Source organism: Streptomyces murinus (assembly GCF_002154555.1).
Classification (GTDB): domain Bacteria; phylum Actinomycetota; class Actinomycetes; order Streptomycetales; family Streptomycetaceae; genus Streptomyces; species Streptomyces murinus.
In genome coordinates, this window is the sequence record NZ_MUNF01000189.1 from 1 (window position 1) to 18,672 (window position 18,672).

General features: G+C 72.9%; 18 protein-coding genes. 15 read left to right on the top strand and 3 right to left on the bottom strand.

What is annotated here, in order from left to right:
• The coding region (locus CCN72_RS13635; RefSeq protein ID WP_208638000.1) for an IucA/IucC family protein at positions 1-822 on the bottom strand (822 nt) is incomplete at its 3' end.
• A 189-nt stretch (positions 823-1,011) separates the two neighbouring features.
• On the opposite strand from CCN72_RS13635, the gene CCN72_RS13640 reads away from it, so the two are divergent.
• The 4 genes from CCN72_RS13640 to CCN72_RS13655 all read left to right on the top strand — a co-directional run bounded on the left by CCN72_RS13640 (position 1,012) and on the right by CCN72_RS13655 (position 5,279).
• Positions 1,012-2,541 carry an IucA/IucC family protein gene (locus CCN72_RS13640; protein ID WP_086807758.1) on the top strand — a complete coding sequence of 510 codons (1,530 nt, stop codon included), beginning with the start codon at positions 1,012-1,014 and terminating at the stop codon, positions 2,539-2,541.
• A gap of 9 nt (positions 2,542-2,550) precedes the next feature.
• Complete coding sequence (locus tag CCN72_RS13645; RefSeq protein ID WP_086807759.1) at positions 2,551-3,813, top strand: VWA domain-containing protein; 1,263 nt, start codon at positions 2,551-2,553, stop codon at positions 3,811-3,813.
• Positions 3,813-4,616, top strand: a complete 804-nt coding sequence (locus CCN72_RS13650) for a hypothetical protein (RefSeq protein ID WP_086807772.1) — start codon at positions 3,813-3,815, stop codon at positions 4,614-4,616. Before CCN72_RS13645 ends, CCN72_RS13650 begins: the two co-directional genes overlap by 1 nt.
• 132 nt (positions 4,617-4,748) lie before the next feature.
• A complete protein-coding gene (locus tag CCN72_RS13655; RefSeq protein WP_086807760.1) occupies positions 4,749-5,279 on the top strand; it encodes a hypothetical protein in 531 nt (176 codons plus the stop codon).
• 36 nt (positions 5,280-5,315) lie between these two features.
• On the opposite strand, the gene CCN72_RS13660 is transcribed toward CCN72_RS13655, so the two are convergent.
• Positions 5,316-6,035, bottom strand: a complete 720-nt coding sequence (locus CCN72_RS13660; protein ID WP_086807761.1) for a winged helix-turn-helix transcriptional regulator — start codon at positions 6,033-6,035, stop codon at positions 5,316-5,318.
• A gap of 81 nt (positions 6,036-6,116) precedes the next feature.
• Here CCN72_RS13660 and CCN72_RS13665 point away from each other — a divergent pair, with 81 nt between their 5' ends.
• Positions 6,117-7,325: a pyridoxal phosphate-dependent aminotransferase gene (locus CCN72_RS13665; protein WP_086807762.1), complete on the top strand. Its 1,209-nt coding sequence runs from the start codon at positions 6,117-6,119 to the stop codon at positions 7,323-7,325.
• 107 nt (positions 7,326-7,432) lie between these two features.
• Here the strand turns inward: CCN72_RS13665 and CCN72_RS13670 are convergent, their stop codons facing one another.
• Entirely contained in the window at positions 7,433-8,683 is a 1,251-nt protein-coding gene (locus CCN72_RS13670) for an MFS transporter (protein WP_086807763.1), read from the bottom strand.
• A 186-nt stretch (positions 8,684-8,869) separates the two neighbouring features.
• Here CCN72_RS13670 and panB point away from each other — a divergent pair, with 186 nt between their 5' ends.
• The 10 genes from panB to CCN72_RS13720 all read left to right on the top strand — a co-directional run.
• On the top strand, positions 8,870-9,718 hold the full coding sequence (panB, locus tag CCN72_RS13675) for a 3-methyl-2-oxobutanoate hydroxymethyltransferase (protein ID WP_086807764.1): 849 nt from the start codon (positions 8,870-8,872) through the stop codon (positions 9,716-9,718).
• 126 nt (positions 9,719-9,844) lie between these two features.
• A complete protein-coding gene (locus CCN72_RS13680) occupies positions 9,845-11,323 on the top strand; it encodes an aldehyde dehydrogenase family protein (RefSeq protein WP_086807765.1) in 1,479 nt (492 codons plus the stop codon).
• Positions 11,320-12,387, top strand: coding sequence for an alcohol dehydrogenase catalytic domain-containing protein (locus CCN72_RS41385; RefSeq protein ID WP_086807766.1), 1,068 nt, complete (start codon positions 11,320-11,322; stop codon positions 12,385-12,387). Before CCN72_RS13680 ends, CCN72_RS41385 begins: the two co-directional genes overlap by 4 nt.
• Positions 12,387-13,520 carry a serine hydrolase domain-containing protein gene (locus tag CCN72_RS13690; protein WP_086807767.1) on the top strand — a complete coding sequence of 378 codons (1,134 nt, stop codon included), beginning with the start codon at positions 12,387-12,389 and terminating at the stop codon, positions 13,518-13,520. The genes CCN72_RS41385 and CCN72_RS13690 overlap by 1 nt, the downstream gene beginning before the upstream one ends.
• On the top strand, positions 13,517-14,134 hold the full coding sequence (locus CCN72_RS13695; RefSeq protein ID WP_037661430.1) for a dTMP kinase: 618 nt from the start codon (positions 13,517-13,519) through the stop codon (positions 14,132-14,134). Before CCN72_RS13690 ends, CCN72_RS13695 begins: the two co-directional genes overlap by 4 nt.
• Positions 14,131-15,006: a pantoate--beta-alanine ligase gene (gene panC, locus CCN72_RS13700; RefSeq protein WP_086807768.1), complete on the top strand. Its 876-nt coding sequence runs from the start codon at positions 14,131-14,133 to the stop codon at positions 15,004-15,006. Before CCN72_RS13695 ends, panC begins: the two co-directional genes overlap by 4 nt.
• Positions 14,999-16,345, top strand: a complete 1,347-nt coding sequence (locus CCN72_RS13705; protein WP_086807769.1) for an aminotransferase class III-fold pyridoxal phosphate-dependent enzyme — start codon at positions 14,999-15,001, stop codon at positions 16,343-16,345. Before panC ends, CCN72_RS13705 begins: the two co-directional genes overlap by 8 nt.
• Positions 16,342-17,118 (top strand): hypothetical protein, encoded by a 777-nt coding sequence (locus CCN72_RS13710; protein ID WP_086807770.1) that lies wholly within the window; start codon positions 16,342-16,344, stop codon positions 17,116-17,118. Before CCN72_RS13705 ends, CCN72_RS13710 begins: the two co-directional genes overlap by 4 nt.
• Positions 17,105-18,139 (top strand): TauD/TfdA family dioxygenase, encoded by a 1,035-nt coding sequence (locus CCN72_RS13715; RefSeq protein ID WP_086807771.1) that lies wholly within the window; start codon positions 17,105-17,107, stop codon positions 18,137-18,139. Before CCN72_RS13710 ends, CCN72_RS13715 begins: the two co-directional genes overlap by 14 nt.
• Positions 18,126-18,672: NAD(P)-dependent oxidoreductase (locus CCN72_RS13720; protein WP_279630236.1), on the top strand; the 547-nt coding region annotated here is incomplete at its 3' end. The genes CCN72_RS13715 and CCN72_RS13720, both read left to right, overlap by 14 nt.

Here is an 18,672-nt window from a genome sequence, read left to right on the forward strand (position 1 = left end):
CAGGTCGTGGCGCCAGAGCCGGCGGATGTCGTTGGTGATCCGCACGTCCAGGCTGAACTTCAGGAACAGGTCGGCCCGCGGCTCGTACACCGTGCGGATCGCGGCGGTCGGCCAGGTGTCGAAGGGGGTGGTGCCGAGCCGGACGAGGCGGCCGTCGGCGAAGGCGGGGGCGAGGGTGTCGGCGACCAGGTCGAGCTGCCAGGGGTGGGCGGGCAGCAGCCGGTAGCCGGGAGGCGCGCTGTCCAGGGCGTCCAGGGCGCGGGTGTCGCCCTCCTCGGCCACCTGGTCCTCGCGCACCCCGAGCAGCACCAGCGGGAAGCGGGCGTACGCCTCGGGGGCGTACGGCAGCCAGGACGCGACCGGGCCGCCGCCGCGCGCCTTGGGCGCCGGGTGATAGGGGTGGCCGGTGATCAGGGACTGCTCGGAGCGCTGATAGCGGTCGTCCGGCGGGGTGGTACGGGCGCGGGCGGCGAGCAGCGCGGCGACGGCCTCCCGGCTGTCGATCATCTCGGCGGGCAGATCGCCGCCGGGCAGCCCGGTGTGCCGGCGCAGTTCCTCGGCGACGAGTTTGACCAGTTCGGGATGGCCGACGCGATGCCAGGCACCGGCCGCGAACAGTTCGGGCTCGGCGGGGCGGCGCCCTGCGCGCACGCGCAGCAGCCGTCCGGTGCCGGGCAGCCGGTGCACCGGCGGCTGACCGGGGGCGCCGGGCAGTGGCTCGGCCACCTCCCGGAGCAGGCAGTTGAGCAGGGGGGCGGCCGCATAGGCGTCGGCGAGCCGGCCGACGGCGGCTGCGGGAGGCTTGAGGTCCACGCGATCCATTCGTTCTTCGGTGGCGTTCTTCTTCGAGCCGGTCTTCTTCAGGCCGGTCTGCTTCGAGCGTCGCACCCGGGTGGGCGCGTTCTTCGCAAGGGGCCCGGAAGCGATCAGTATGGCTTCGTATCCGACCATGGTGCTGTCTTCCGTACCCGACCATCGTGCCCCGTACCGGCCGCGATCGAGGAGCCGACCGTGTCCCACTCCCCCACCGCCGAGGCCGAGGTCGCCGCGGAGCTGCGGGCCGTACGCCCCGGGCTGCTGCCCCGGTACGACGCCGAGCTGCCCGGTGCCCGCGCGGCCGTGCTGACCCGGCTGTGGCGGGGGCTCGCGCACGAGCCGCTGCCCTGGATCACCGGCCGGTCGAGCGGGGCGTACGGCCTGACGCTGCGGCTGGCCGACGGCCGGGCGCTGCACGGCCCGCACCCGGACCCGTACGCCACGCACGCCTATGTCACCGCCGTGCGCCTGGACCGGCAGCGGTACGAGGATCCGGCCCGGCTGATGGCGGAACTGGCGGCCGGGGCCGGAGTGGGGCCGGGGGCCGAGGGGTTCGCGGCGGAGCTGGGACACAGCGCGGCCTCCCTGGCGCTGTCCCGGGCAGCCGCCGATCACCCGAAGGAGTGGCCGGAACGCGACTGGGAGTGGGAGCAGCGGGTGGTGGACGGGCACCCCTTCCATCCCAACTGCCGTTCCCGGCCCGGGTTCTCGGTCGCGGACCAGCTGGCGTACGCCCCGGAGCACCGGCCCGTGGTACGGCTCGGGACGCTGCCGGTACCGGCCGCCGAGTGCCTGCTGACCGGCGAGTGGCCCGAGGAACTGCGGGACGGGGACCGGCTGTTGGTACCGGTGCACCCATGGCAGGCGGCGCAGGTGCTGAAGCGGTCGTACGACGACTGGTGCCCGGCCCGTCCGCTGATGTCCCTGCGGACGCTGGCCGTGCCCGGCGGACTCCATGTGAAGACGGCGCTGAGCTCCCGGCTGACCTCCTCGGTGCGGGACATCTCGCCGTACTCGGTGCAGGCGGCGGCGATCCTGTCCGACTTCGCGGCCGAACTCGCGGAGCGCACCGACGGGTTGCTGGACATCACCCGCACGCTGGGCGCGGTCACCGCGGGGACCGCCGAACTGGCCGCGCTGCTGCGGGAGTCGCCCGAGCGGTGCGCGGGGCTGGGTGAGCGGGTCCTGCCGGTGGCCGCGCTCGCCACCACGTCGCTGCCCCGGGACCCGGGGTGGCTGGCCGCGTTCACCCGGCTCGCGCTGACCGTGGGGCTGCGGCTGCTCGATCTCGGGGTGGCCCTGGAGGCGCACGGCCAGAACCTGCTGGTGGTGCTGGCCGCCGACGGGAGCCCGCGGCGGCTGGTCTACCGCGATCTGGCCGACATCCGGATCAGCCCGGCCCGTCTCGCCCGGCACGGCATCGCGCCGCCCGCGCTCGCCGGACGGCTGGTCACGGACGATAAAACCGCCCTGCGCCGCAAGCTGTTCGGCTCCCTGGTGGCGGGCGCGCTGGCCTCGGTCGCGGGGTCGGGACCGGCGCTCGGAGCGGCCCTGGCGGCGGTCGTGCCGGACCTTCCCGACACGTCCGATCTCGCGGCGCTGCGCCGAGGTCCGGTGCCCGCGAAGGCGTTGACGCTGATGCGGCTGTCGCCGGGGACACCGGGCGACCAGTGGACGGAGCTGCCCCACCCGCTCGTTTTGGAGCCCGGCACGATTGATCAATAGGATCCGTCGATGATCAGAAGACAACGGCTGGCGGTAGGAGTGTGCGCCCTGCTCGCCGCACTGGCCGCCGGGCTCACGTTCCCGACAGCGGCGGCCGCCGACGAGACGGAGCAGGCCGCTCCGAAGGTCGAACTGGTGCTGGACGTCAGCGGATCCATGCGGACCCGGGACATCGACGGCGGCACCCGGATGGCGGCGGCGAAGCAGGCGTTCGACGATGTGCTCGACGCGACCCCGCAGGACGTGGAACTGGGCATCCGCACGCTTGGCGCCAACTACCCCGGAAACGACCGCAAGGAGGGCTGCAAGGACACCGCGCAGCTGTATCCGGTCGGCCCGCTGGACCGGACCGACGCGAAGACCGCGGTGGCCACGCTCCAGCCGACCGGCTGGACGCCGATCGGGCCCGCGCTGCTGAAGGCGGCGGGCGATCTCGACGGTGGTTCCGGAACCCGCCGGATCGTGCTGATCAGCGACGGCGAGGACACCTGTCAGCCGCTGGACCCGTGCGAGGTGGCCCGGGAGATAGCCGCCAAGGGCATCGGCCTGACCATCGACACGCTGGGCCTGGTGCCGGACTCCAAGACCCGTGACCAGCTCAGCTGCATCGCGGACGCGACCGGCGGCACATACACCTCCGTGCAGCACAAGGAGGAACTGACCGACCGGGTCGGCCAGTTGGTGCACCGGGCGGCCGATCCGGTGGTGACGCCGGTGGCCACCTCGGGCGCCGGGCAGTGCACGAGCGCGCCGACGCTGAAGTCCGGTCTGTACACCGACCGCGCGGCCTTCGGGCAGCAGCGCTGGTACAAGGTCGACGTCAAGCCCGGCCAGGAGCTGCGCGCCTCGGTGAGCGTCGCGGACGACCGGGCCGTGAACCCCTCCTACGGGGTGCTGCTGCGGGCGGTGACCGCCAAGGGGCGGGAGATCGTCCGCGGTGAGGCGGCCGGTACCGGGCGCACCGACATGATCTCCACCGGGCTGCGCTATCCGAAGCCGTCGAGCGACGACGACAACGCGCCGGCGGAGACGGTGTGTCTGGAGGTCGCGCACTCCTTCTCGGCGCCCGCGAGCGTGAAGAGCACGCCGGGTCTGCCGCTGGAGCTGACCGTGGACGTGGTCAGCGGTCCCGACCAGGCGCACGACGTGGCCTCGTTCGGTCTCGGCCGCGGCTGGTGGCTGCTGGGCACGCTGGTGCTCATCGGCTTCCTCGCGGGTGTGCTGTGGGGCTGGCTGTCGCGCTGGCGCGTCGCGATCTGGAGGACGAACTGATGCGGGCCGTACGAGTATTGAGTGCCCTGGGCACGACGCTGCTCGCCCTCGGCCTCGCCGCGGGACCGGCCGCCGCCGACTCCTCGCCCTCCCCCAGCGCCTCCGACGGCTCCGACTCCTCGGCGCCCACGCAGGCGGGCACGTCCTTCCGTACGGCGACGGAGCTCCAGCAGGGTCAGCAGGCGACGGCCTCCGGGTCCACCGGTGACTACCTGTACTGGTCGTTCCCCGCGGACACGGGGCAGCGGCCGACGGTCAAGGCGACCGTGAAGCTGCCGGGGACGCACGGCGCCGAGACCTGGCAGCTCGATGTGTTCGACGGGCTGCGCCGCAGGCAGTCCTGCCAGTACGGCGCCTCCTCCCGCGCCGTCGAACAGGGCGCCAACTCCGTCGAGTTGGCCTGTGTGATGCGGACGGTGCGCGGCTGGGCGGAGCCGTGGGCCAACGATCCGCTGCCGGGCACGTACTACGTCCGGCTGACGGTCGTGGACATGGGCGCCGCCGATCTCGGCCAGCCGGTGAACGCCGAGATCCAGGTGGACTCCAAGGACATCGGCGGTCCTTCGGCCGTCGACGGCTCCCTGGGCAAGCCGCTGGTCCCCGGCATCGCGGTCAAGTCCGAGGCACAGGGCGACGATTCCAGGACCGCCGTGCTCTCCAGCTTCGGCTCGCGTGACGGCTGGTCCTCCGGCTGGTGGTCCGACCGCTGGGTGTGGACGGGCATCGGCGCGGTGCTCGCCGCGCTGGCCGGCATCGGCGGATACGCGCTGACGCGGGGTCACGGCCGGCCGCCGACCGTCTGACCTCGCCGTGGAGAAGGGCCCGCCCAGGTGGCGGGCCCTTTTGTCGTTACCCAGCCGGGGCTTCTGTTCCTGGCTCCGGCCGGGCCCCCGCTTCCCGTCCCAGTCGCGCGCGGCAGCCGATAGCTTGGCGTCATGTCCGCGTTCATACAGCAGCTTCCGGCGCTGTTCGGGGTCGTCATCGGCGCCGTCGGCTCGTATCTGGCGATCGCCCGCGGCGATCGGATCCGCTTCCACCGCGAGCGGGCCACCCGCTGGGAGGAGCGGCGCCTCGCGATCTACGCCGAGTACGCGAGGGCGCTCAAGCAGTCCGTCACCCTGGCCTACCGGATCGCGGCCCATCTGGGCGTCGACCCCCATCCGCACCCGCTGTCCCCCGAGGAGGCCGCTCTCCAGCTGGCCGAGGCGACCGACGCCCGGGATCCCGCCGGGGAGGCGCTGCTGATGCTCGGCAGCACCGCAGTGGTCGACCGGGCCCGCGAGTGGGTCGTCGCGGTGATGGACATGGAACGGTTCCTGCGCGCCGAGGCCCACGACCCCGAGACCTGGCGGGCCATGATGGCGCGCCAGCGGGCCGCACGGGAGGCGTACTACGCGGCCGTCCGGCACGACCTCGGGCTTCCGCCCGGCCACTCGGGGGAATGGAGCCTGGCGGCCGCCTCGTGAACCCGGCGCCCTGACCGCGGCCTCAGAAGGGTTCCGTCAGCCCTCCCGCAGCGCCTTCGCCACCGGCCCCTCGCCCTCCACCGTGACCTGCCCGGCGCGCAGGGCCTCCAGGAGCGGGAGGGTGCCGCGGGCCACGGCCTCGGAGACCGGGGTCGGCAAGGTGAGGCGCGCGTCCACGGGGGTGGGGGCGGGGCCGTCGCCGTACACCGGGGCCGCGTACACCGGGGCCGCATCCGCCGGTGCCGAGTCAGCCGGTGCCGAGTCAGCCGGTGCCGAGTCAGCCGGTGCCGCGGCCGGCGGTTCCCCGCCCGCGCGGACATGGAAGTCGCCCTCCTCCAGGCGGACTTCGACCAGCCCCCGCACGCCGAGTCCCGCCAGCGCGCGCAGCAGCGGCAGGGCGAACCAGTGGGCGCGGACCGCGTCCGTCGGGCGGCGCTCGCCGAGTTCTGCCTCGCCCCAGGCGCCGAACGCTTGGAGGACGGGCAGCAACGCGGCTCCGCGCGGCGTGAGTTCGTAGACCGTGGCCGCGCCGGGGGGCGGCAGCCGGCGCCGGGTGGCCAGGCCGTCGCGTTCCATGTCCTTCAGCCGGGAGGCGAGGACATCGGTGCTCACGCCGGGCAGGTCGGCGTGCAGGTCGGTGTAGCGACGCGGGCCGGCGAGCAGTTCCCGGACGATCAGCAGGGTCCAGCGGTCCCCGACGAGGTCGAGCGCACGGGCCGCGGAGCAGTACTGGTCGTAGCTTCGGCGAGGTGGCATGCGACGCAGTCTAGACGCGTTGTTGGACTTTCCAAGCTCCAGCTTGGTAAAACCAAGTAACACGAGTTCCCGGAGGGACGCATGGAGTTCCGGCAGTCGAACAAGCTCAGCGAGGTCTGTTACGAGATCCGCGGCCCGGTGATCGAGCACGCGGACGCGCTGGAGGAGGCGGGCCACAGTGTGCTGCGCCTGAACACCGGCAACCCCGCGGCCTTCGGGTTCGAGGCACCGGAGGAGATCCTCCAGGACATGATCAGGATGCTGCCCCGGGCCCATGGCTACACGGACTCCCGGGGCGTGCTCTCCGCCCGCCGCGCCGTCGCCCAGCGCTACCAGAACCTGGGCCTCGAAGTCGACGTGGACGACGTCTACCTGGGCAACGGCGTCTCGGAGCTGGTCTCCATGGCCGTACAGGCGCTCATCGAGGACGGCGACGAGATCCTGATCCCCGCGCCGGACTTCCCGCTCTGGACCGCGGTCACCACGCTGGCCGGCGGCAAGGCCGTGCACTACCTGTGCGACGAGCAGGCGGACTGGAACCCGGACCTCGCCGACATGGCCTCGAAGATCACGGACCGCACCAAGGCCCTGGTCATCATCAACCCCAACAACCCGACGGGCGCGGTATATCCGAAGGAGGTCGTCGAGGGCATCCTGGACCTCGCCCGCCGGCACGGCCTGATGGTGTTCGCGGACGAGATCTACGACCAGATCCTGTACGACGACGCCGTGCACCACTCGGCCGCCGCCCTCGCCCCCGACCTGGTCGTCCTCACCTTCTGCGGGCTCTCCAAGACGTACCGCGTGGCGGGCTTCCGCTCCGGCTGGCTGGTCGTCACCGGTCCCCGGCAGCATGCGAAGGACTACCTGGAGGGGCTGACCATGCTCGCCTCCATGCGGCTGTGCGCCAACGCGCCCGCGCAGTACGCCATCCAGGCCGCGCTCGGCGGCCGGCAGTCCATCCGCGAACTCACCGTGCCCGGCGGGCGGTTGTACGAGCAGCGCACGGTGGCCTGGGAGAAGCTCAACGAGATCCCGGGAGTCTCCTGCGTCAAGCCCAAGGGCGCGCTGTACGCCTTCCCGCGTCTGGACCCCAAGGTGCACCGCATCCACGACGACGAGAAGTTCGTCCTGGACCTGCTGCTGCGCGAGAAGATCCAGGTCGTGCAGGGCACCGGCTTCAACTGGCCCTCCCCGGACCACTTCCGCATCCTCACCCTGCCCCAGGCCGACGATCTGGAGGCGGCGATCGGGCGGATCGGGAGGTTCCTCGGGGGGTACCGGCAGTAGCGGCAAAAGCCCCGGTCATCGGTGCCGGGGGCGGCGCGCGCGGCGGGCACCGAATCGCCGTACCGGTATCGGCCGTACGGCTCCTACCGGCACCGGCACCCGCCCCCTCAGGCCAGCACCCGCATCCGCCGTACCGGACCCGCCCACAGGGCCAGCGGCGCCAGCAGGGCCACCGCGGCGACCAGCCACAGGGCGTCGCGCGTGCCGAGTCCCGCGGCCGCCGTGCCCGCGAGGAGCGAGCCGACCGGCACCGCGCCCCAGGACACGAACCGCACGGTGGCCATCACCCGGGGCAGCAGCTCCGGCGGGGTCACGCTCTGGCGGTGCGTGCGGGTGAGGATGCTCAGCACCACGACACCCATGGTGAAGACGGTGTTCCCGAGGCCGAACAGGAGCAGCCCCCAGCCGCCGGAGCTGAGCGGCAGCAGCACCAGGGCCACCGCCCCGACCGGCGTCGCCCAGCGGATCGCCCGCGCGCTGCCGAGGCGGGCGGCCAGGCGCGGGGTCAGGGCCGCGCCGAGCAGGCTGCCCAGCCCGTCCGTCGCCATGACCACACCGACCAGACCGACGGGTGTGCCCAGCGTGCGCACCAGATACAGCGGGGTGAGCGCGATCAGCGTGCCGCAGACGAAGTTCACCAGTGTCGCGGCGGTCACGCACGGGCGGATCACCGGGTGCCGGGTGACATGGCGCCAGCCCTCCGAGATCTGCGCCCAGGGTGAACCGGCCGCCGCCGGGGCCCGCTTGTCCTTCGGGCGGGGCACGGTCCACAGGATCACGCCGGAGACGACGTAGCTGACGGCGTCGACCAGGAGGCTGGTCGCGGCGCCGCAGAACTGCACGAGCACACCGCCGAGCGAGGGCGCGCCGAGCTGGGTCGCGGCGCTGGAACCCGACAACAGGCTGTTGCGCGCGGTCAGTTCCTCCTTGCTCACGATGCTGGGCAGGAAGCTGGAGTTGCCCACGTCGAAGACGACACCGGCGAGGCCGATCACCAGGGTGACGAGCACGAGCTGCCACAGCCGGAGGATCCCGAGCGCCGCGGCGAGCGGCACCCAGGCCATCGCCGCCGCCCGGATCAGGTCCATGGCGATCTGGGTGCCGCGCAACGGCAGCCGCTGCACGATGACTCCGGCGGGCAGCCCGATCGCCAGCCAGGCGACGAAGCGCGCGGCGGGCAGCAGACTCACCTCGAACGCACTGGCGTGCAATGTCTCGATGGCCACCAGCGGCAGCGCCACGGTGGTCACGGCATCCCCGACGCCGCTGGCCGTCGAGGCGGTCCAGTACCGCCAGAACATGCCCGCTTTACCGGAGTTGCGGGTCTTTTCCTCGCCGCCCAGCTCGGCTTGAGCCATGGTCACCTCTCCCCCGAAGGCCCGCAGTGGACCAGATCGCCCCTGCCCCCGCAGTAACGCGCGTCACATTCCGCGCCGGAGCGACAGACTGTTGTAGGCCAAGAATTGTGAGGTTACGATCACCCACTGATCGATCTTGGTCTGGTGCTTGGCTCGGGCCGGGACGACGTCTCAGGGGGGAATGTCATGTCTGAAGAGCCGGCAAGCGAATCTCCCGCCGCGTTCGCGTGGCCGGCGCACGGCCGGGTCCGGACGCCTCATCTGCTCGCGGCCAAGGCGGCGGGCCATCGCTGGGCCATGCTGACCAGCTACGACCAGTACACCGCCGCCCTCTTCGACGCCGCGGGCATTCCCGTGCTGCTGGTGGGTGACTCGGCGGCCAACAATGTGCTCGGCCATGACACCACGATCCCGGTCACCGTGGACGAACTGCTGCCGCTGGTACGGGCGGTGGCGCGTTCCGCGCCCCGCTCCCTGGTCGTCGCCGACCTGCCCTTCGGCTCCTACGAGGAGGACGGGAGACAGGCCCTGCGCACCGCCGTCCGCTTCCTCAAGGAGGGCGGCTGCCAGGCCGTGAAGCTGGAGGGCGGACGGGACATGGCGCCGCAGATCTCCCAACTCGTGCGTGCGGGCGTCCCGGTGATGGCGCACATCGGGTTCACCCCGCAGAGCGAGCACCAGTTGGGCGGATACCGGGTCCAGGGCCGCGCCGGCGGCGCCGAGGCGGTGCTGGCGGACGCCCGAGCCGTCGTGGACGCGGGCGCGTTCGCGGTCGTACTGGAGATGGTTCCCGCGCCGCTCGCGGGGCGGCTCACCGCCGAGCTGCCCGTCCCCACCATCGGCATCGGCGCCGGGCCCGACTGCGACGCCCAGGTCGCGATCTGGCAGGACATGGCCGGGCTGCGCACGGGACGGCCCCTGAGATTCGTCCGGCGGTACGCCGACATGGCCGGAGAACTGGAGCGCGCCGCACGGGAGTTCGCCGCCGATGTGCAGGGCGGCGGGTTCCCGGGGCCGGAGCACTCGTTCGAGTGACCGGTGGGTCCGCCGAGCGGATCGGCGGACGACAGCCGAGGGAGGGCACGGCACGGCCGACTCCCCAGCGGGCGCACCCGAACGGGTCGGCCGACCGTGCGACGCACAGATGATTCGAGGAACATCATGTCCGTAGTCGCCCATCCCACCGACGAGCCGAACCCGGGACGCCCCGGCGCTCCGGCACAGGAACCGCCACCGGTCCGCCCGGGTGTCTTCGAGAACGGGAGCTGGCGGCACGGCGAACTGCCGCACGAGGTACGGAGCCCCTACGACGGCCGGCTCGTGGCCACCGTCAGCCATGCCTCGGCGCGGGAGGTACCGCACGGGCACAGGCCCGTACGGGCACTGGCCGCCGCCGACCGCGCCCGCGTGCTGCGCGACTGCGCCGAGGGGCTGGAGGCCCGCAAGGCGGAGATGGCCGCGTCCGTCTCCGCCGAGATCGGCATGCCGGTGACGGACGCGGAGAAGGAGGTCGACCGCTCGGTCCGCTGGCTCCAGCTGGCGGCGGAGGCGGTGCACCACCTCGACGGCACCTCGACCCGGCTGTCCGGGCCCGGGGGCGACCGGCTGGCCGTGACCACGCCGCAGCCGTACCGCCGGGTCCTGGCGATCACGCCGTACAACCGCCCGCTGGCCCAGCTGATCGTGAAGGTGGCCCCGGCGATGCTGGCGGGCGCGCCGATCACCCTCAAGCCGTCCGAACGGGCCGGTGCGAGCGCCGTGCTGGCCGTCGAGATCCTGCTCGACTGCGGCTACCCGCCCGAGTACCTCTCGCTGTGGACCGGCGGTCCGGACGTCGCCCGGGCGCTGCTCGCGGATCCCGCGACGGACTTCGTGGCGTTCACCGGCGGCGCGCGCGGCGCCGCGGCCGTCGCCGCGACGGCCGGACCGCGGCCCGGCTGCTACGAGTTGGGCGATGTGGGCGCCCTGGTGGTGTGCGCGGACGCCGATCTGCCGGCCGCCGCCCGCGCGGCCGCCCAGGGCGCGTTCGGCAACGCGGGCCAGTCCTGCCGGGGGGTCAAGCGCATCCTGGCCGCGCACGAGGTGGCCGAGGAATTCGCCCATCTGCTGGTCGAGGAGAGCGCGGCCTGGCGGGTGGGCGATCCCGCCGAGCGCGGCACCCGGATCGGCACGCTCATCGACGCGGACGCGGTGGCCCGGGTGCGTACGGCGGTGCAGGCGGCGGTCACCGGCGGCGCCGAGGTCATGGCGGGCGGCGAGTACCGGGGCGCCCAGTGCTGGCCCACCGTCCTCAACCACGTCGATCCGCAGGCCCAGTTGGTGACCGAGGAGTTCCTCGCGCCGCTGGCCCCCGTGATCGCCCTGACGGACCGCGCGCTGGACGACCTCCCCGACAGCTACACCGGCGGCCTCCAGGTCGGCGTCTTCACCCGCGACCTGGACCGTGCCATGAACCTCGCCCAGCGGCTGCCGGTCGGCACGGTCGTCCTCAACGACGGCCCGCAGTACGACCATCCGCTGGCCCCCTTCGGCGGAGTGGGGCACAGCGGCCATGGCCGGGAGGGCGTGCTGTCGTCGGCGCGCAACATGTGCTTCGCCAAGACGATCGTGTTCCCCGCCCCGACCGAAGGACCTCGATGACCACCGGTGTCACCATCAATCTGCGCGCCGACGGCGGTCTGGAGCGGCGCGAGCACCCCCTGCTGCCGCCGCGTCCCGGCGGGGCGCTGCTCGCCGTCGAGCGGGCGAACGTCTGCGGCAGCGACGTCCATCTGTGGCGCGGCGGGCATCCTACGCTGCACGACTGTGTGCTCGGGCACGAGTTCGTGGGCCGGGTCGTGGACACCGGGGGCGGGCCGCTGTACGACGCGCGGGGTGAGCGGCTGGTCGAGGGCGACCGGCTCGTCTGCTCGTACTTCCGGGTGTGCGGCAGCTGCGCGATGTGCCGGATCGGCCGGACCAACCTCTGCGAGGTGGCGTACGCCTCCTGGGGTCGCTCCAGCCTCGAACAGCCGCATTTCCGGGGCGCGTTCGCGAGCCATTACCACCTGCATCCGGAGCAGTTCACGGTCAAGGTGCCCGAGGGGGTGCCCAGTTCACTCGCGGCCCTGGCCAACTGCGCGCTGGCGCAGGGGCTGGCGGTCGTGGACCGGATCCGGGCGGATGTGCTGCCGGGTCCGTGCCTGGTGATCGGGGCCGGCGCGCTCGGTCTGTCGGTCGTCGCGGGCGCGCCGCAGGAGACGTCCTGGGACGTGTACGACCGGGTCGCCGGGCGGCGCGCGAACGCCGGGCTGTTCCCGAACGCCCGCGCGCTGGAATCGCTGCCCCCGGCGGGCGGGACGCTCGACGGGAACTACGACGTCGTGGTGGTCGCGGCGGGCACGCCGGAGGCGTTCGGGACGGCCCTGGAGCAGGTGCGGCCGGGCGGCCAGATCGTGATGATGGGCATCATCAACACCCGGGACACCGATGTCGTCTCGATCCGCCCCGGGGTGCTGACCCGCAAGGGCGTCACTGTCTCCAGCGCGATCCGCTACGGCGTCCCCCAGCTGACGGCCGCCGTCGACCTGCTCGGCGGTGACACCCCGCTGCGGCGGCTGCCGCTCGCTGAGTTCACGCTGGACGCGGTCACCGCCGCGCTGGCCGCCGCCGAGCGCTGCGAGAGCGGCCGCGTGAGCCTCGTACCGAACGGGGAACTCCAGTGATGCACAAGGCACTTGAGGCCCTGGCCCAGGACTGCGCGGCCACCCTGACCGCCGAACTGGAGGCCGGCCGGATCGGTGGCGGCGCGGCCTGTCTGCGCGATGTCGCCGCCGGTGAGCAGCACACGGTGTTCGTGGGCCGTAACGCCCCGGCAGGACCACCGGTGTCCCTGGACAGCGTCGTGCGCCTGTACTCGATGACCAAGGTGATGCTCGCGACGCTCACCCTTCGTCTGATCGACGCGGGCCGGCTCCCCGGACTCGACCTGCGGGTCGCGGAACTCGCCGCCGGGCTCGACGGCGTCCGGGTTCCGGCCGCCATGACCCTGCGCCACCTGCTGACGATGTCCTCCGGCCTCGCGGGGTCGAAGGAGCACGAGCGGATGCAGCGGGTGTACCGGGCGGCGGGTGTCCTGCCGTACGACTACACCGAGCGCGGGTACGCCACCGACGAGACCGACTTCCTGCGGCGGATATTCGGCTGCGAACTGTCCGCCGCGCCCGGCACCCAGTGGGAGTACGGCCGCTCGGCGGACGTCGCCGGACTGCTGCTCCAGCACCACCTCGGCACACCGCTGGACGCCCTGTTCCGCACGTATGTCTTCGAGCCGCTCGGGATGACGTCGAGCGGGTTTTTCCTGCCGCCGGGCCTGCCGCCGGACGTGGTGCTCCAGCCGCCGTTCGATCCGCCGACCGGTGAGGCGCTGGCCGATGTGCGGCGCACGAGCGGATTCCGGTCCGCGGGCAGCGGCGGCCTGGCGAGCCTGCGGGACTATCTGGCCTTCCTCCAGGCAGTGTTCCTCCCCGCACCGGATTCCGGCTTCCTCAGCGCGTCCGCGCGCGCGGAATTGCTGACGGACCAGATATCCGGGCTGCACGACACCGGGCCCGACTACATACCCGGGCCCGGCTGGGGATTCGGTCTGAATTTCAAGATCTCGCCCCGAAACTGCGGGCCCGGCAACGCCCGCCGCGTCGCCTGGCTCGGCCGGGCGGGCACCAGTTTCCTCGTCGATCTGGAGAATGAGTTGATCCTGCTGTTCGCCGCGCCCTCCTACGGGCAGACCAGAATCCTCCAGGCGACATTCACGGAACTCGCCGACCGGCGGCTGCCGCAGGTGGCGAGCGCCCGATGACCACACCCCCCATCGTCGCGTTCATCGGTCTGGACGGCGCCGGAAAGAGCACCCAGATCGAGATGCTGAAGGCCGCCTACGAGGCCCGCGGTCTGTCGGTGTTCGTGCATCCCAACCCGAGCCTCCAGGGGCTGTCGGCCCGGCTGGACGAGGTCGCCGTGGAACACGGGTACGACGACCGGTTCGCGATGCTCGGACCCGACACCCACAAGATCATGACGGCGGCCGTGAAGTGGATGGCGATGTCCTCGCTGGGCACCGCGCCCGAGGGCACCGATCTGATCATCGCGGACCGGTACGCGTACTGCCAGATCGCCGCCGCCGACGCGCTGGGCGCGAGCAACCGCTGGCTGATCGAGGGCCTGTTCCGGGGGCTGCCCGAGCCCACGCTCACCCTGTTCATGGACCTCGACCCGGCGCTGTCCGTGGCCCGGGTCAAGGCGCGGGACCCGCAGGAGTGGATCGACCACGGCTTCCTCACCCGGATGCGGGCCGCGTACGCCGCGCTCCCGCAGGCGTCGGCGTGGACGTGGATCGACGCGGACGCGACGTTCGAGGAGGTGCACCGGCGCGTGCTCGCGGCGGTCGAGGCAAAGCTGGGGGAGGCGCGATGAAGGTCGTCACCACGGCCCGGGAACTGGCCGCCGAGTGGGAGGCCGGGCGCCGCGCGGGCGCCGTCATCGGCTATGTGCCCACCATGGGAGCGCTGCACGAGGGACATCTGAGCCTGGTGGACCTGGCCCGCGCGGAGTGCGACCTGGTCATCTGCAGCATCTTCGTCAACCCGCTCCAGTTCGGTCCGGACGAGGACTTCGAGTCGTATCCGCGGCCCGTGGAACGGGACCTCGAACTCCTGGCGGCACGGGACACCGATGTCGCGTTCCTGCCGGGCTGGACGGAGATCTTCCCCGGCGGCGAGCGGGTGCTCGACGACTTCGGCACCCATGTCTCGGTGCCCCGGCTGAGCCACCAGCTGTGCGGCCGCTCGCGCGCGGGCCACTTCGACGGCATGGTGACCGAGAGCCTGCTCTTCCTGAACCTGGTGCGGCCCGACCGCACGTACTGGGGTGAGAAGGACTTCCAGCAGCTGCGGATCATCGAGACGCTGGTCGCCGACCTGCGGCTGCCGGTGACCGTGGTCCGGGGCGCCACCCGGCGCGAGCCCGACGGCCTCGCGATGTCCTCCCGCAACAAGAACCTCGACCCGGCGGCGCGGGCCATAAGTCCCGCGCTGCGCAAGGGCCTTGAGGAGATGCGGGCCCAGGTGCTGGCCGGCGGTCCGCTGCCCGCGGTGCTCGCGGCCGGCCGGGAGCGGCTCGGATCGCTGGGGTTCGCGGTGGAGTACCTGGTGGCCTGCGAAGAGGAGGCACTGACCGAGGTGGCGGACATGACCGGCCCGGTGCCGGTACGGCTGTTCGCCGCGGCCCGCCTCGGTGGCGTACGGCTGCTCGACAACATCCCGCTGAGCGGGGCGCATCATGGCTGAGCTGGCGACGGAGCCGATCGTCTACTCCTTCACCGACCACCGTGTGTACCGGGAGGAGTCGCCGCTGGTCATCGCCGAGGGCGAGGGCATCCGCATCCGGGACACGGCGGGGAAGGAGTACATCGACGCGCTGTCCGGGCTGTGGCACGCCAACCTCGGCTTCTCCGACGCGGAGCTGATCGAGGCCGCCACCTCGGCGTACCGCCGACTGCCCGCGTTCCCTTGCGCGTTGGGCCGGGGCAGCGTCGAAGCGGAGGCGCTGGCGCATGAGTTGCTCGCCGCCGCCGAGGGGCGCTTCAGCTCGGTGTACTTCGCCGCCTCGGGGTCCGAGGCCGTCGAGTCGGTGCTCAAGTTCCTGTGGCTGGCGAGCAACGCGGACGGGACGCCGGACCGTAAGCTGGTCGTCACCCGGGACTCCGGCTTCCACGGGACCACCCTCGGCGCCGCCTCGCTGGCCGGGATACCGAACCAGCACGCGGGGTTCGATCTGCCGCTGCCGTTCACCGTGCGGGTGCCCCGGGCGCACTACTACCGCGATCACCTCGACGGCGAGTCGCGCGCGGAGTACGTCGAGCGGATCGTGCGGACCACCCGGAGCCGGATCGAGGAGGCGGGCCCGGAGAACGTGGCCGCCATGGTCGCCGAGCCCGTCATGGCGGCGGGCGGGGTCCTGGTGCCGCCGCAGGAGTACTGGCCGGCGATGGACCGGCTGCTCACCGACCTCGGGATCCCGCTGGTGGCGGACGAGGTGGTGTGCGGGTTCGGGCGGCTCGGGCCGCTGTTCGGGCACCGGCGCTTCGGGCTGCGGCCCGCGGCGGTCACGGTGGCCAAGGGCATCACCGCCGGGTACGCCCCGCTGGGCGCGGTCCTGCTCGGCCCTGACCTGACCCGTTCGGTGGCCGGGGCGGCGGAGTCGTACGGCGTCCTCGGCCACGGTTCCACCTTCGGCGGCCACCCGGTCGCGGCGGCCGTCGCCCGCGCCCATCTGCGGGCCCTCGCCGAGCGCGGCATCGAGGCACGTGTCGCCGCGCTGGAGGCGTCGCTGCGCGCCTGCCTGGAGGGGCTGCTGGAGCTGCCCGTGGTCGGGGAGGTGCGGTGCGTGGGCGGGCTCGCGGCGGTGGAGCTGATGGCCGACGGCGCGAGTCGCCGGCCCTTCGACCCGGAGCGCCGCATCGGCCGACGGGTCGCCCGCAAGGCCCGTGATCTCGGGCTCATCGTCCGCGACTTGGGGGATGTGCTGGCTCTGTGTCCCCCGCTGATCACCGATGCGGGCGATGTCGCCGAGATCGTCTCGCGGCTGCGCACCGCCATCACGGCCACCCTGAAGGAGGAGACATGACGCGACTCCCGGCCAAGGCCCACGCCTGGGACCTCGTCAGCGGCAGCTACTGGAACTCGGGCTACTACGGCGGCCCCGCACCCGAACACGACGTCGTCTTCGCCGGGTTGATGCGCGCCGGAGCCCCGACCGCCGTGGTCGGCGCCAGTACCGTCTCCCTGTCCAGGGCCGCCCAGGACGCCGGGGCCGAGCTGCATGTGCTCGACTTCGCGCCCGGCATCCTGCGGGAGGCGGGCGAGTGGCTCGGGCTGCCGGAGGACCGGCGGCACCTGGTGGATGTGACCGGGGAGCTGCCCGAGCGGCTGCGCGGCCGGTACCACCTGGTGGTCGCCGACCGGCTGGTGAACCGGTTCAGCGCGGCCGATCTGCCCGGCGGACTGCGCGGGCTGCGCGATCTGGTGGCCGAGGGCGGGACGCTCGCCCTCACCGTCCGGTTCGGCTGGTACGACCGCGACCGGCAGATCCATGACGCGCTCACCCCGGCCGAGCAGCGGCTCTTCTGGCGGCCCGACGTCGGTGAGATCGACTACGCGGCACTGCCCGACCGGGACATCCCGCTGCCCAGCTGGGGCGGCATCTCCGGCGAGGTGATGCGCGAGCACATCCGCGGCAGGGGGCGCGAGGCCCGCTTCCACCAGGACGAACTGCTCGCCGCGCTCGCCGATCTGGGCGGCCTCGACCGTACGGGCCTCGTCGAGGCCGCCAACGGCACCGCGCTCGTCGTACTCAGGAAAGCCGCCCTCCGGAAAGGGGAGCACCATGACCCTGCCTGACCCGCCGCAGGCGATCCGCACCGAGCCGATCACCGACCCCACGGCGTGGCTGGCCGCGGAGCTGCCGGTGCCCGAGGGTGTCGTGCACGAACTCACCCCGGCGCACCTGGACGAGACAACGGCCCTCACCAAGGCGTTGCGCACCGAGCCGCTCCCCCTCCTCGCGGACCGCGAGCCCTGGCGGGCGCTGGCCCGTCGGACCATGCCCCTGCTCTCCGAACTGGCGCACTCGACGGCGCACCGCACCGAGACCCATATCGGTACGGCCGTGCTCCGGGGCCTTCCGGTGGCGGACCTGGCGCCGGACGAGATCCGCGGCCTCTACCGGGCGCTGGGCGCCGTGATGGGCACCGCCGTCTCGCAGAACACCCGGGGCGAGTACATCGCGGACGTCCGCGACTACGGCAACGGCGGCCTGGACAACAGCGCGGTGCGCGGCCATCAGACGACCTCCGCGCTGCGCTTCCACTCGGACGACGGCGACCTCGCGCTGCTGCTGTGCGTACGGCCCGCCGCGGACGGCGGCACCTCGCTGATCGCCAGCGCCATGACGATCTACAACGAACTACTGAGCCGGGCACCGCACTTGCTGGGTCTCTACTACAACGGGTTCGTCTACGAGAACCGCGACGAGGAGGACCCCCCGGCCTACCGCAACGCCGTCTTCGGCTACTACCACGGCCAGTTGACATGCCGCTACTTCCTCCGCGACTACGTCGACTCCTCCCCCGCCGTGACACATGTGCCCGTGAGCGATCTGGAGCGCCACGCCCTCGATCTGTTCGAGGCGCTCGCGGCGCGGCCCGGCGCCGCGACCGAGTACGCGCTGCGCGCCGGGGACCTCCAGCTGGTCAACAACAACATCGTGGTCCACGCGCGCCGTTCGTTCAGCGACGGCGCCGGAGGCGGGGGACGGCTGCTGCTGCGGCAGTGGGTCAACCTGGACGGGGGACGGCAGTTCCCGACGACGCTGTGCCGCCATCGCTACGGCATGCGGAAGAAGCCCGATGCCCGCGACTGAACGCCGGCTGCTGCTCACCGCCCGGCTCCCCGGTCTCCCGGACGCGCTGCCCGCGGGCCTGACCCCGGCCCGCTGGTCCGGTGGCGACCGCGGGAGTCTGCTGCGGGCGGTGGCCGGGAGCACGGCGCTGCTGGTGACCGCCAACGAGCCGGTGGACGAGGACCTGGTCCGGGCGGCGGGCCCCGGCCTGCGGGTGGTCGGCACGTACTCCACCGGTGTCGACCACATCGAGGTGGAGGCGTGCCGGCGGGCGGGGATCGAGGTCGTCACCGCGGCCGGCGCCCTCGCTCCCGCCGTCGCGGAGCACACCCTGGGCCTGCTGCTGGCCTGCGCCCGGCGGATCGTGGAGGCGGACCGGTTCGTCCGCTCCGGCGCCGACTGGCGCTGGGAGGCCGACGCCTTCCTCGGCGCCCAGCTGCACGGCCGCCGCCTCGGCGTCCTGGGCCTGGGCGCCATCGGCACCGAGGTGGCCCGCCGCGCCGCGGCCTTCGGCATGGAGGTCCACGCCCTCCCCCACCGCCCCGGCACACCGC